The organism is Mycobacterium sp. SMC-19, from assembly GCF_045310815.1.
GTDB lineage: Bacteria > Actinomycetota > Actinomycetes > Mycobacteriales > Mycobacteriaceae > Mycobacterium.
This window is the reverse complement of sequence record NZ_JBJIAM010000021.1, coordinates 1-14716: the sequence shown is the minus strand read 5'-3', so window position 1 is coordinate 14716 and position 14716 is coordinate 1. Positions and strand designations below refer to the sequence as shown.

Genomic DNA, 14716 nt, shown 5'->3' with positions numbered 1-14716 from the left:
TCATCGACCATCACCGCAGGTGTCACCCATGTCCCGACTCACCTGTCACCTATGTCGTGAACTCACACACCTCCGCCCGCACAAATGTGAACTGGGCTGGCCGGGTGATACCGCGGGCCCTCAGAACCCGAAGCCGTCCCAAATGCTCGAAAGCGAAGTCCAGAAGTCGGTGAGGTCACCCGACAGACCCCCGGTCGGGTCGGCGACGCCGAGCAGGTCGGGCCAGATCTGCAGCGGGTTCAATCCGCCCAGCTCGCTGGGAACAGAGGGCACGTCGACGCCGCTGTCCGGGCCGCCGGTTCCGGCCCAGGGACCCAGGTAGCCCGGGTCGGTCATCAGCCCCGAGTTGACGAGGAGCTCGGACAGGTTCGGGTTGATGCTGTTGAGGTAGTCAACGATCTGCTGTTCGGTGCCCGGGGAGAACGTGAACACCCCGGTCTGCAGACCCGCCACGGTGGCGTCGATCTGGTCTTGTGTCGGCGCGTTCGCCAGACCTGAACTGTTGAGGCTGAGCCACTCGCTGATCAGCGGACTGGGCGGCCCGACGTTTTGGATGGACTGCACCAGGTCCGCCGTGGTGAGACCGAAGGGCGGGGCGAACGGCGACTGGTCGCACAACGCCGGGCACAGCGGGCTGCCGGGGGAGAACGGGTCGAAGTCCACCACGGCCCCTGCGGTCAGAGCTTTCAGGGTCTCGGATACGTCGTCCGGGCCGACCAGCTGGAAGCCGTTCGGATTGACTGGCGCCTCCAGGCTCTGGAGCCACTGCTCGAACGGCCCGAGCGGGTTGAGCTGAACGTTGACTCCCGACCACGGCATCAAGTTCTGCCCGTCGGGTCCGGACGCGGTGCCCGGGAAGCCGAAGCCCGGTTGAGCCTGACTGCCCGGTACCGCGTCGAGCGGGGCGCCCGGCACCGAACCGCCCGGGCCGATTCCCGCTGAGGGGTCCGCGATTCCGGCGGCCGTCGGGTTGGCGGAATCGGCTGCCGTGCTGGGGAACTGATATCCGGTGAGCAGCTGCTGCAACGGCACCTGCAACCAGTGGCTGAATAGCGGCAATTGGTTGTCGGCGTTGGGAAAGTTTGTGAACACCTTCTCGAAGTCGATCAACTTGTCGATCCCGGTGACGCCGGTGATCGGGTCCGTCGGCACCATCGGGGCGCATTGGACGGCGTCGCACGAGGCGCTGACCGGGAGCTCGGCAGCGGCCAGCATGGCGAACTGCTGCCCCAGGCCCGCAGTCCCGTTCGCCAGCAGGGTCGGATCGATCTCCGGTTGGTCGAGGCCTGATACCTGCGGAGCGAACGGAAACAGGTAGTCGAAGATGGCCATGAAGTGCCCCGGGTCGCCGGGGTCCTCGCCCCACAGGTTCGTCGCGCTCGGGGTCCACCAGGTGCCGGTCCAGAAAAAAGAATCAGCCAGCACATCGGTGGCGGCGACTTCATTGGCCGGAACGTTGAAGAAGTCTTGGGCCAGGTTGAAGGGGACGTTGAGCAGGGAGTCGCCGGCCACCAGACGCACCGCCCGCTCGGCCGCCGACATCCCCGCTGACCATGGCTTGATCGGTGCGACCGTAGCCGCGACCACGACGCTCGCCGCGGCCAGCGCCCAGCCAGTCCGCGCACGCCGATGAGAGTGTGGTGCGTTGATCATGTCTTCCCCCGATAGTCAGACCACCCGTGTGGTTCGACCGTCCCCCTTGACGACGCATCAGCCAGGCGTTGCTGCAAAGACGAGCGCGACCTGCTGAAGCGTGAGACGAACGATAGACCGGGTTTCTGATAGGTCCATCCCATCCAGCTAATAAATTCGAGACCGCGGATGTTGGCGCGGGGATGTATGAGAGAAAGTCTATTGAACAGGTATTTCATGCCTCTAATGCGCGGGAAATAGTGCCGTAAACAGCGGACTGTCAGCACCCCTACAGCTAATGCGTGGGCGAAGCGGCTGTAGTGAACGTCGAGGGTCGGTTCATCGGCCGCTCAAGTTCCCTCCTCCGGTGCTCCCGCCGGTGTCAGAATGGACGATGTAGCCGTCCGTGGATTGGTGTAACGCGATGAAGATGTGGATGGCCAGCGCGTTCAGCGTGGCGATGGTCGGGGCCGGAGTTCTTGCGCCATTACCGGTTGCCGCGGCGCAACCTGATGAGGACCAAGTGTTCTTCGACGAACTGCAGCAACAGGGGCTGCACCCCGACTACAGCAAGCAGATCTGCGGCAGTATCAAATGCGAGCCGCTGCGCAATCTGATGGTGCAAGAGGGCCACGCGGTCTGCGTGGCGCTGAGCGACTCGCCCCGGCTGGTGCCCGTCTCGGTCATCGCGAATCTGGAAGTGCCGCCCGACGAAGCGCACGCCATCATCACTGCGGCGCGGGATGCCTATTGCCCACAGCTGCCGGATCCGTATCTACATGTACCGGGGCGCTGAAGCGTTCAGTGCTCGGACACGGCCACCGGGATTGGCGTCTGGCCGAACGCCTCGGAGTTGCGTGCCTTCCGCGCATAGATCACCACGCCGACGGCGGCCACCGCCCAGACGATGTACTGCATCGTCCAGGCGAGCCGGAACGCTGCGAATGAATAGCCTCCGGCCGTCGCGATAACCACCCCCATCGCCTGCATGATGAGCAGGGTGGCGATGAAGCCGCCGGTGTTGACCATGCCTTGCGCGGTGCCCAGCGCGGCCGGCGGGTTGTAGGTGCGGGCGAAGTCAAAGGCCAGCATCGATACCGGTTGGCCCGCCGAGATCACCAGGATCAGTACGACCAACAACCAGTGCGGCGCGGGGTGCGGCAACGCCAACAGCACCGTCCAGGTCACCGCGATCAGCGCCATCATGGTCAGCGCCACGCGCGACCGGTGCCCCGGCCAGCGCCCCGAGATTGTTCCGACCAACAGCCCGACCACGATGAAGGGCAGCACCGACAGCGTCAGCGCCGCACCCGCCATGCCGCGCGAAAGGCCCTGCGCGGTAGTCAGATAGGGCACCCCCCACATCAGCGCGAACACGCCGGGCGAGAACGCGTTGCCCATGTGGGTGAAGAATCCCGCCTTGGTCCCTGGCCGCGACCACACTGTTTTGATCTCACCGAAGGCATCACGGAAGGTTCGCGCGTGTACAGCGGCCGGGGTCCCCGGCGGGGCGTCGCGGGTCACCGCGAGTGTCAGTGCGCCCGCGAACAGGCCCAGTCCGGCCGCTGAGAGATAGGCAGCAGTCCAGCCGCCGTGCAGCAGAATTGCCAGGAACGGCACCGCCGAGAGGAACTGGCCGAACTGGCCGCAGATGCCGGTCAGCTGGGTGAGCAGCGGAACGCGTTCGGGTGCGAACCAATTAGGAAGCAGCCGGATGACCGAGATGAATATGAACGAGTCGCCCAGGCCGATGACGCCGTACGCGCCGACCGCGGTGGGAAGCGAATGGGTCAGCGAGAGCGTGAGTTGGGCGGCCGAGAGCACCGTGACTCCGGTGGTGATCATCGCCCGGGGGCCGAATCGGTCCAACAGCACTCCGGCCGGAATCTGCATGGCGGCGTAGACGATCAACTGCACGATCACGAACGACGACAGGGTGCTCGGGCCGGCGTGGAAGCGATCGGCGGCGTCGAGACCCGAGACTCCGAAGGTGGTCCGGTCCAGGACGGCCACCAAATAGGACAGCAGGCCGGTGCCCCACACGATCCAGGGACGCAATTGCGGCCTACCTTGTCTGTCATTTGCAGGACACCGGCTATGGTCGCACACGATTTCGGCGCGATTTCCGCCGGTGACCGGCGCAAACCGCGCCGAAGTCTGTCTTAGTCTGTGTCGCGTGGTGATTTCACGGCGTGACGTGTTCAAACTCGCCGCGACGGTGCCCGCGGCGGCCGGGCTCGGTGCCGGGGTCTCGGCGCTGCTCGCCGCGGCAGCCGAGGCGGCGCCGCTGGGGATTCTGCTGGATTATTCGGCAGGGGTCTTGTCGGCCGGCGCGATCAAGGCATCCGGTGCAGCAGGCGCTATCCGCTACGTGTCGGACCGCCGGCCCGGCGCGGAGTGGATGCTCGGCAAGCCTCTGCAGCCGGCCGAGGCGCGTGACCTGCAGGAGAACGGACTCACGCTCGTCTCCTGCTACCAGTTCGGCAAGCAGGCGACCGCAGACTGGCTGGGCGGCCAGGACGCCGGTGTGGACCATGCCAAGCGTGGCGCACAGTTGCACACGGCGGCCGGCGGCCCCGACAGTGCTCCGATCTACGCCTCGATCGACGACAACCCGTCCTACGAGCAGTACAAGGAGCAGGTCGCTCCTTACCTACGGGGATGGCAGTCGGTGATCGGGCCGGAGCGCACCGGCGTCTACGCCAACTCCAAGACCATCGAGTGGGCGCTGCAGGACGGTCTGGGCTCCTGCTTCTGGCAACACAACTACGGTTCACCCGGCGGCATCGCCCATCCGGCCGCCAACTTGCATCAGGTCGAGATCGATCGGCGCACCGTCGGCGGCGTGGGAGTGGACATTAACGAGATCCTGCAGCCGCAGTTCGGGCAGTGGGTCTGACGGCTGTCGGGTCGCCGTCATGCCAGCAAACTGGCGCCGAATGGGGGCGGGAACAGCTGGGATCGCCGCACTCGTTCGAGGTCGGAGCATCAGGCGCCCCCAAAGCCAGTTGGCCTGGCTGATCTAAACATAACGATTCGATAACAATGCAGCCTTGATCTGCGCCGTTATGGCTACTCGACCGTAACCCCACGCATGCAGGACGTTTGTCCCGGATGCTTACGCGTGCCGTGGAGCCCCGTGATAACCGGGGCTGGGTTACCCGAGCGTAGAACTCACCAGTAACCAATTTGCTGCGGAAACGGCACAGGTTCTTATGACACTCTTACGGCTGTAGCGCGGCCGCGAACACGCGAGAACCCGCAGATGGGCCGGTCATTCCGGCAGCCGTCGATGAAGACGTGACATTAACCAGGGCAGGGGAGATACATACCGTGACGATCCACGAACACGACCGGGTTTCCGCAGAGGGGGCAGGCGCGGGGCGGTTCGCCAGTGCCTCGTCGGCTCTCGTGGATCGGTTGACGGCCGGCGAGCCGTACGCGGTCGCCTTCGGCGGACAGGGCAGTGCCTGGTTGGAGTCGCTCGAAGAGCTGGTGTCCTCGGCCGGCATCGAGACGGAGCTGGCCACGTTGGCCGGTGAGGCCGACCTGCTGCTCGAGCCGATCGCCAAGGAACTTGTCGTGGTCCGGCCCATCGGCTTCGAGCCGCTGCAATGGGTGCGGGCGCTGGCCGCTGAAGACCCGATCCCGTCGGCTAAGCAGCTGACCTCGGCCGCCGTGTCGGTGCCGGGCGTGCTGCTGACCCAGATGGCGGCGATGCGGGCGCTGGAGCGTCAGGGCCTGGATCTTTCGGCCACCCCGCCCGTCGCCGCGGCCGGGCACTCGCAGGGCATCCTGGGCGTCGAGGCGCTGAAGGCCGGCGGCGCGACCGACGTGCAGTTGCTCGCGATCGCCCAGCTGTTGGGCGCCGTCGGAACGCTGGTGGCCCGCCGCCGGGGCATCTCGGTACTGGGTGACCGTCCTCCGATGGTGGCGATCAGCAATGTCGACCCGGAGCGGATCCGGCAACTGTTGGACGAGTTCGCCCAGGACGTGCGCACTGTGCTTCCGCCGGTGCTGTCGATCCGCAATGGTCGCCGTGCGGTGGTCATCACCGGAACCCCCGAACAGCTGTCCCGTTTCGAGCTGTACTGCGAGCAGATCGCCGAGAAGGAGGCCGCCGAGCGCAAGAACAAGCTGCGTGGCGGCGCGGTCTTCGCTCCGGTCTTCGAGCCGGTCCAGGTCGAGGTCGGTTTCCACTCGCCGCGGCTGTCCGATGGCATCGAGATCGTTGCGCAGTGGGCCGCCAAGGTGGGCCTCGATGTCGAGTTGACCCGCCAGCTGGCCGACTCGATCCTGGTGGGTGAGGTCGACTGGGTCGACGAGGTCACCACGCTGCACGACGCGGGTGCCCGCTGGATTCTGGATCTGGGACCCGGCGACATCCTGACCCGGCTGACCGCGCCGGTGATCCGCGGCCTGGGCATCGGGATCGTGCCGGTGGCCACCCGTGGTGGTCAGCGCAACCTGTTCACCATCGGCGCCGTCCCGGAGGTCGCTCGGCCCTGGACGAGCTACGCCCCGTCGGTGGTCACGCTGCCCGACGGCCGGGTCAAGCTCGACACCAAGTTCACCCGGCTGACCGGCCGCTCGCCGATCCTGCTGGCCGGCATGACGCCGACCACCGTCGACGCCAAGATCGTCGCCGCGGCCGCCAACGCCGGACACTGGTCTGAGCTGGCCGGCGGTGGCCAGGTCACCGAGGAGATCTTCAACGACCGGGTTGCGGAGCTCACGACGCTGCTCGAGCCGGGTCGTACCGTCCAGTTCAACTCGCTGTTCCTGGACCCCTACCTGTGGAAGTTGCAGGTCGGCGGAAAGCGGTTGGTGCAGAAAGCGCGTCAGTCCGGCGCCCCGTTCGACGGGCTGGTGATCAGTGCCGGCATTCCCGAGCTGGAAGAGGCCGTTGAGCTGATCGCCGAGCTCAATGAATCCGGAATCAGCCACGTGGTGTTCAAGCCCGGCACCGTCGAACAGATCCGGTCGGTGATCCGCATCGCCGCCGAGGTTCCCACCACGCCGGTGATCGCCCACGTCGAGGGCGGCCGCGCCGGCGGTCACCACTCCTGGGAGGACCTCGACGACCTGTTGTTGGCGACCTACTCCGAGCTGCGTTCGCAGCCCAACATCACGCTGTGCGTCGGCGGTGGCATCGGCACCCCCGAGCAAGCTGCCGAGTACCTGTCGGGTCGGTGGTCGCAGCAGCACGGCTTCCCGCTGATGCCCGTGGACGGCATCCTGGTCGGTACCGCGGCGATGGCCACCCTGGAGGCCACCACGTCGCCGGCAGTGAAGCAGATGCTGGTCGACACCACGGGCACCGACCACTGGATCGGCGCAGGAAAAGCGCAGGGCGGCATGGCTTCCTCGCGCAGCCAGCTCGGCGCCGACATCCACGAGATCGACAACGTCGCCTCACGTTGCGGCCGGCTGCTCGACGAGGTCGCCGGTGACGGCGAGGCCGTCGCAGCACGTCGCGACGAGATCATCGCCGCGCTTGCCGACACCGCCAAGCCCTATTTCGGTGATGTCACTGAGATGACGTACGCCCAGTGGCTGCGCCGCTATGTGGAACTGGCCATCGGTGCGGGCGACTCGACCGCGGACACCGCCTCACCGGACAGCCCGTGGCTGGCCGACACCTGGCGGGAGCGGTTCGGTTCGATGCTGCAGCGCGCCGAAGCGCGGCTCAACGAACTCGAGTCCGGCCCGATCGAGACACTGTTCACCGATTCGGAAGGGGCACAGTCGATCCTGGAGCGCCCCGAAGAGGCCATCTCGGCTCTGCTGGCTCGCTACCCGGAAGCCGAGACGGTTCGCCTGCACCCGGCCGACGCGCCGTTCTTCACCCAGCTCTGCAAGACGCCGGGCAAGCCGGTCAACTTCGTGCCGGTGATCGACAAGGATGTGCGCCGTTGGTGGCGCAGCGACTCGCTGTGGCAGGCGCACGACGCCCGCTACACCGCCGAGCAGGTCTGCATCATTCCGGGCATCACCGCCGTCGCCGGTATCACCCGGGTCGACGAGCCGGTCGGTGAGCTGCTGGACCGCTTCGAGCAGAAGGCAGTCGACCAGGTGCTCGCCACCGGTGTGGAACCCACCCCGGTCTCCGCGCGCCGTCAGGGCCGTACCGACGTCGCCGGCCCGCTGGCCGTGCTGCTTGACGCCCCCGACGTGCTGTGGGCCGGTCGCACCGCCACCAACCCCGTGCACCGGATCGCCGACCCCGCCGAGTGGCAGGTGCACGAGAACCGCACCGCCACCCACCCGTCGACCGGGGCTCGCCTGGAGGTCGCCTCAGAATCCAACGTGGTGCTCAGCGTGCCGCTGTCCGGTGTCTGGATCAACATTCGTTTCACCGTCCCGGCAGCGGTCGTCGATGGAGCCACCCCGCTGGTGTCCACCGAGGACGCCGCAGCCGCCATGCGCGCGGTGCTGGCCATCGCCGCCGGCGTCGACGGCCCGGAGGCCCTGCCGCCGGTGCACGAGGGGACGGCCACCGTCGCCGTGGCGTGGAACCCCGAGCAGGTCGCCGATCACACCGGAGTGACCGCAACGTTCGGCGCACCGCTGGCGCCGGGACTGTCTACGGTGCCCGACGCACTGGTCGGGCGGTGCTGGCCGGCGGTGTTCGCCGCCATCGGCTCCGCGACCACCGACGCCGGGTTCCCGGTTGTCGAGGGCCTACTGTCCCTGGTGCACTTGGACCACGCGGCGCATCTGCTTGCCGCGCTGCCCGCGCAACCGGCTGAATTGACCGTCACCGCAACGGCGTTGGCGGCCACCGACACCGAGGTCGGCCGCGTCGTCCCGGTGTCCGTCACGGTTGCCGCTGCCGATGGCACCGTGCTGGCCACCCTGGAGGAGCGCTTCGCGATCCGCGGGCGCACCGGCGCCGCGGAACTGACCGACCCGGTGCGGGCCGGCGGCGCGGTCTCCGACAACGCCACCGACACTCCGCGCCGCCGTCGGCGCGACGTCACCGTGACCGCGCCGGCGGACATGCGGCCGTTCGCGGCGGTCTCCGGCGACTACAACCCGATTCACACCGACCGGGCCGCGGCGCTGCTGGCCGGCCTGGAATCGCCCATCGTGCACGGCATGTGGCTCTCGGCCGCGGCGCAGCACGTGGTGACCGCCACCGACGGCCAGGCTCGCCCACCGGCGCGGCTGGTGGGCTGGACCGCGCGCTTCCTCGGCATGGTCAAGCCCGGCGATGACGTCGACTTCCGCGTGGACCGGGTCGGAATCGACCTGGGCGCAGAGGTTCTGGAAGTCAGCGCACGGATCGGCTCGGACCTGGTGATGTCGGCGACCGCCCGGCTGACCGCCCCCAAGACCGTCTACGCGTTCCCCGGTCAGGGCATCCAGCACAAGGGCATGGGTATGGACGTGCGGGCCCGGTCCAAGGCCGCCCGCAAGGTCTGGGACTCCGCGGACGCCTTCACCCGCGACACCCTGGGCTTCTCGGTGCTGCACGTGGTGCGCGACAACCCGACCAGCCTGATCGCCTCCGGCGTGCACTACCAGCACCCCGAGGGTGTGCTGTATCTGACGCAGTTCACCCAGGTGGCGATGGCCACTGTGGCCGCCGCGCAGGTTGCCGAGATGCGCGAGCAGGGTGCCTTCGTCGAGGGCGCGATCGCCTGCGGTCACTCCGTCGGCGAGTACACCGCGCTGGCGTGTGTCAGTGACGTCTACCAGCTGGAGGCGTTGCTGGAGGTGGTGTTCCACCGTGGCTCCAAGATGCACGACATCGTGCCGCGTGACGCCATGGGGCGGTCGAACTACCGCCTGGCCGCCATCCGGCCATCGCAGATCGACCTCGACGACGCCGACGTCACCGCGTTTGTCGCCGAGATCGCCGAGCGCACCGGGGAATTTCTGCAGATCGTCAACTTCAACCTGCGCGGATCGCAGTACGCGATCGCCGGCACGGTGGCCGGCCTGGAGGCGCTGGAGGCCGAGGTTGAGCGGCGCCGTGAGATCTCCGGTGGCAAGCGGTCATTCATCTTGGTGCCCGGGATCGACGTGCCGTTCCACTCCGAGGTGCTCCGCATCGGCGTCGATGACTTCCGGCGTTCGCTGGAGCGGGTCATGCCGCGCGACACCGACCCCGAGCTGATCGTCGGACGCTACATCCCCAACCTGGTGCCCAAGCCGTTCACCTTGGATCGAGAGTTCGTCCAAGAGATTCGTGACCTGGTGCCGGCCGAGCCGCTCGACGAGATCCTGGCCGACTACGACACCTGGCGTAACGAGAAGCCGAGCGAGCTGTGCCGCAAGATCGTGATCGAGTTGCTGGCCTGGCAGTTCGCCAGCCCGGTGCGCTGGATCGAGACCCAGGACCTGCTGTTCATCGAGCAGGCAGCCGGTGGGTTGGGCGTGGAGCGGTTTGTCGAGATCGGTGTGAAGACCGCTCCGACGGTCGCCGGGCTGGCCACGAACACGCTCAAGCTGCCCGAGTACGCCCACAGCACCGTGGAAGTGCTCAACGCCGAGCGGGACGCAGCGGTGCTGTTCGCCACCGATGAGGACCCCGAGCCGGAGCCGGAGGAGGACGAGGCCCCGGCTGAGGCTTCCGCGGAAGGCGCCCCGGCCGAGGCGACCGCCCCGGCGCCCGCCGCGCCGGCTGTGCCTTCAGCTCCGTCGGGTGCCCCGCGCCCCGACGACATCGCGTTCGACGCCGCCGATGCCACCTGCGCGTTGATCGCGCTGAGCGCCAAGATGCGCATCGACCAGATCGAGGCGCTGGACTCCATCGAGTCCATCACCGATGGTGCGTCCTCGCGGCGTAACCAGCTGCTGGTGGACCTGGGTTCGGAGCTGAACCTGGGCGCCATCGACGGCGCTGCCGAGGCCGACCTGTCCGGGCTGAAGTCGCAGGTGACCAAGCTGGCGCGCACCTACAAGCCCTACGGCCCGGTGCTGACCGACGCGATCAACGACCAGCTCCGCACCGTTCTCGGACCGTCCGGCAAGCGGCCCGGCGCCATTGCCGAGCGGGTCAAGAAGGCTTGGGAGCTCGGTGACGGCTGGGCCAAGCACGTCACCGTCGAGGTGGCGTTGGGAACCCGCGAAGGCACCAGTGTCCGGGGCGGCGCCCTGGGCGGGCTGCACGAGGGTGCGCTCGCCGACGGCGCGGCTGTCGACAAGGTCATCGATGCGGCCATTCAGGCCGTCGCCGCGCGCCGCGGCGTCGCGGTGAGTCTGCCGTCGGCAGGCGGTGGCGGGGGTGCGACGGTGGATGCTGCCGCGCTCGGCGAGTTCACCAGTGCGATCACCGGACGCGACGGTGTGCTCGCCTCAGCGGCCCGGCTGGTGTTGGGCCAACTCGGGTTCGATGACGCGGTGAGTGCCCAGGCGGGCGCCACCGACAGCGAGCTGATCGACCTGGTGAGCGCCGAATTGGGTTCGGACTGGCCGCGTCTGGTGGCGCCGACGTTCGACGGGCGCAAGGCGGTGCTGTTCGACGACCGTTGGGCCAGTGCCCGTGAAGACCTGGTCAAGCTGTGGCTGGTCGACGAAGGCGACATCGACGCCGACTGGCCTCGTCTCGCCGAGCGATTCGAGGGTGCCGGCCACGTGGTCGCCACCCAGGCGTCCTGGTGGCAGGCCCGGTCGCTGGCCTCCGGCCGGCAGATTCACGGCTCGTTGTACGCCCGGATCGCTGCCGGTGCGGAGAACCCGGGCCGGGGCCGCTACAGCGACGAGGTCGCGGTGGTGACCGGTGCCTCCAAGGGTTCGATCGCGGCGTCGGTGGTCGGGCAGCTGCTCGACGGCGGTGCGACCGTCATCGCCACCACGTCTCGACTCGACGATGAGCGGCTGAGCTTCTACCGCAACCTCTACCGCGACCACGCTCGGTTCGGTGCGGCACTGTGGGTGGTGCCCGCCAACATGGCCTCCTACGCCGACATCGACGCGCTGGTTGAGTGGGTCGGTACCGAGCAGACCGAAAGCCTTGGGCCGCAGTCGATTCACCTCAAGGATGCGCAGACTCCGACGCTGCTGTTCCCGTTCGCGGCTCCGCGAGTCACCGGCGATCTGTCGGAGGCCGGTGCGCGCGCCGAGATGGAGATGAAGGTGCTGCTGTGGGCAGTGCAGCGGCTTATTGGCGGCCTGTCGAAGATCGGCGCCGAACGTGACATCGCCTCCCGGCTGCACGTGGTGCTGCCCGGATCGCCCAACCGCGGCATGTTCGGCGGTGACGGTGCCTACGGCGAAGCCAAGGCTTCGCTGGACGCGCTGGTGTCGCGCTGGAAGGCCGAGTCCTCGTGGGCATCTCGGGTCAGCCTCGCGCACGCCCTGATCGGTTGGACCCGCGGCACCGGGCTGATGGGCCACAACGACGTCATCGTCGATGCGGTCGAGGAGGCCGGTGTCACCACTTACTCGACGGAGCAGATGGCGGCCATGCTGCTCGGCCTGTGCAATGTCGAGTCCAAGGTGGCCGCGGCCAACACGCCGATCGAGGCCGACCTGACCGGTGGCCTGGCCGAGGCGAACCTGGACATGGCCGAACTGGCCGCCCGGGCTCGCGAGGAGATGACGTCCGACGCGGCAGCCGTCGAGGATGCCGAGGATGCCGGCAACACCATTGCGGCCCTGCCGAGCCCGCCGCGCGGCCACACCCCGGCACCGCCGCCGGTCTGGGACGACCTCGACGTCGACCCAGCCGATCTGGTGGTCATCGTCGGTGGCGCCGAGCTGGGCCCGCTCGGTTCGTCGCGCACCCGCTTCGAGATGGAGGTTGCCGGCGAGCTGTCGGCCGCCGGGGTGCTGGAGCTGGCTTGGACCACTGGGCTGGTCAAGTGGGAGGACGACCCGACCCCGGGTTGGTATGACACCGCGACCGGTGAGCTGGTCGACGAGGCCGAACTGGTGGAGCGCTACCACGACGCCGTGGTGGAACGAGTCGGTGTGCGCGAGTTCGTCGACGACGGCGCGATCGACCCCGATCACGCCTCGCCGCTGCTGGTCAGTGTGTTCCTGGACAAGGACTTCTCGTTCGTGGTCTCCAGCGAGGCCGACGCGCGGGCGTTCGTCGAGTTCGACCCCGAGCACACCGTGGTGCGTCCGGTGCCGGACTCCTCGGACTGGCAGGTGATCCGCAAGGCGGGCACCGAGATTCGGGTTCCGCGCAAGAGCAAGCTGTCGCGCACTGTGGGTGCTCAGATCCCGACCGGGTTCGACCCGACGGTGTGGGGGATCAGCCAGGACATGGCCACCTCCATCGACCGGGTGGCGCTGTGGAACATCGTCGCGACCGTCGATGCCTTCCTGTCGGCGGGCTTCACCCCGACCGAGCTGCTGCGCTGGGTGCACCCGTCGCTGGTGGCCAGCACTCAGGGCACCGGCATGGGCGGCATGACCTCGATGCAGACCATGTACCACGGCAACCTGCTCGGGCGGGCCAAGCCGAACGACATCCTGCAGGAAGTGCTGCCCAATGTCGTTGCCGCACACGTGGTCCAGAGCTACGTCGGGTCCTACGGCTCGATGATCCACCCGGTGGCGGCGTGTGCCACCGCGGCGGTCTCGGTCGAGGAGGGCGTCGACAAGATCCGGCTGGGCAAGGCCGAGCTGGTGGTCACCGGCGGCTACGACGACCTGACCCTGGAGGCCATCATCGGCTTCGGTGACATGGCGGCCACCGCCGACACCGAGATGATGCGGGCCAAGGGCATCAGCGACTCGAAGTTCTCCCGCGCCAACGACCGGCGCCGACTGGGCTTCGTCGAGGCCCAGGGCGGCGGCACCATTTTGCTGGCCCGCGGCGACCTGGCTGCCAAGATGGGCCTGCCGGTCCTGGCGGTGGTGGCCTACGCGCAGAGCTTCGCCGACGGCGTGCACACCTCGATCCCGGCTCCTGGCCTGGGTGCCCTGGGCGCGGGTCGGGGCGGCAAGGACTCGATGCTGGCCCGTTCGCTGGCCAAACTGGGTGTGGGCGCTGACGACATCGCGGTGGTCTCCAAGCACGACACCTCGACGCTGGCGAATGACCCCAACGAGACCGAGCTGCACGAGCGGTTGGCCGACTCGCTGGGCCGCTCCGACGGTGCGCCCCTGTTCGTGATCAGCCAGAAGAGCCTCACCGGGCACGCCAAGGGCGGCGCGGCGGTCTTCCAGATGATGGGCCTGTGCCAGGTGCTGCGGGACGGGGTCATCCCGCCCAACCGCAGCCTGGACTGTGTCGACGACGAGCTGGCGACCGCCGGCCACCTGGTGTGGGTGCGCGAGACGCTGGAGCTGGGGGAGAAGTTCCCGCTCAAGGCCGGGTTGGTCACCAGCCTGGGCTTCGGCCACGTGTCCGGTCTGGTCGCGCTGGTGCACCCGGCGGCCTTCCTGGCTGCGCTGGACCCGAGTCAGCGCGCGACGTACGAGCAGCAGGCCAGCTCCCGGGTGCTGGCCGGCCAGCGGCGCCTCGCCTCGGCGATCGCCGGTGGCACGCCGATGTACGAGCGGCCCGCGGACCGGCGGTTCGACCACGACTCACCGGAGAAGCGCCAGGAGTCGGCGATGCTGCTCAACCCCGCGGCACGGCTCGGCGACGACGACGTCTACATCGGATAGCGTCACTGGTTATGGGCATCGTTGGTGTCGGGATCGACCTGGTGTCGATTCCCGACTTCGCCGAGCAGGTCGACCAACCCGGGACGGTGTTCGCCGAGACGTTCACCCCCGGGGAGCGTCGCGACGCCTCGGACAAGAGTTCGTCGGCGGCGCGGCACCTGGCGGCCCGCTGGGCGGCCAAGGAGGCGGTGATCAAGGCATGGTCGGGGTCGCGGTTCGCCCAGAAACCGGTGTTGCCGGAGGCGATTCACCGCGACATCGAGGTGGTCACCGACACCTGGGGGCGCCCGAAGGTGCGACTCTCCGGTGAGATCGCGCAGCATTTGGCCGAGGTGACGATCCACGTGTCGCTGACTCACGAGGCCGATACCGCCGCGGCCGTCGCCATCCTCGAGATCTGACCACTCTCCGCGAGCTTCTCCCCCCGCGAGCGTGCATTGCTCCTATGTCAAGCGGCGGCTAGGTCGTGGGTTTGTGGTGGGGTGTGATTGTCGGTGAGCAGGCGTTT

General features: G+C 68.1%; 6 protein-coding genes. 4 read left to right on the top strand and 2 right to left on the bottom strand.

Annotated features, from left to right (window positions below):
* Positions 1-120: 120 nt before the first annotated feature.
* Positions 121-1653, bottom strand: coding sequence for a hypothetical protein (locus ACJH5R_RS22765; protein WP_406783007.1), 1533 nt, complete (start codon positions 1651-1653; stop codon positions 121-123).
* A gap of 415 nt (positions 1654-2068) precedes the next feature.
* On the opposite strand from ACJH5R_RS22765, the gene ACJH5R_RS22760 reads away from it, so the two are divergent.
* Positions 2069-2428 (top strand): DUF732 domain-containing protein, encoded by a 360-nt coding sequence (locus tag ACJH5R_RS22760; protein WP_406760135.1) that lies wholly within the window; start codon positions 2069-2071, stop codon positions 2426-2428.
* Positions 2429-2433: 5 nt separating this feature from the next.
* Here the strand turns inward: ACJH5R_RS22760 and ACJH5R_RS22755 are convergent, their stop codons facing one another.
* Positions 2434-3690 (bottom strand): nitrate/nitrite transporter, encoded by a 1257-nt coding sequence (locus ACJH5R_RS22755; protein WP_406760134.1) that lies wholly within the window; start codon positions 3688-3690, stop codon positions 2434-2436.
* Between the two features lie 118 nt (positions 3691-3808).
* Between ACJH5R_RS22755 and ACJH5R_RS22750 the strand changes: the two genes are divergently transcribed.
* From ACJH5R_RS22750 to ACJH5R_RS22740, 3 genes are all read left to right on the top strand, one after another.
* The gene (locus ACJH5R_RS22750) at positions 3809-4531 is read left to right on the top strand and encodes a DUF1906 domain-containing protein (protein WP_406760133.1); all 723 of its coding nucleotides are present in this window, start codon (positions 3809-3811) and stop codon (positions 4529-4531) included.
* A gap of 434 nt (positions 4532-4965) precedes the next feature.
* Complete coding sequence (locus ACJH5R_RS22745; RefSeq protein ID WP_406783006.1) at positions 4966-14208, top strand: fatty acid synthase subunit beta domain-containing protein; 9243 nt, start codon at positions 4966-4968, stop codon at positions 14206-14208.
* Between the two features lie 11 nt (positions 14209-14219).
* Positions 14220-14609, top strand: a complete 390-nt coding sequence (locus tag ACJH5R_RS22740; RefSeq protein WP_406760131.1) for a holo-ACP synthase — start codon at positions 14220-14222, stop codon at positions 14607-14609.
* Positions 14610-14716: the final 107 nt, after the last annotated feature.

Bases quoted from the DNA above. Each gene is read 5' to 3' on its own strand.
- ACJH5R_RS22760 (WP_406760135.1), top strand. From the start codon at position 2,069: ATGGCCAGCGCGTTCAGCGTGGCGATGGTCGGGGCCGGAGTTCTTGCG.
- ACJH5R_RS22740 (WP_406760131.1), top strand. From the start codon at position 14,220: ATGGGCATCGTTGGTGTCGGGATCGACCTGGTGTCGATTCCCGACTTC.
- ACJH5R_RS22765 (WP_406783007.1), bottom strand. From the start codon at position 1,653: ATGATCAACGCACCACACTCTCATCGGCGTGCGCGGACTGGCTGGGCG.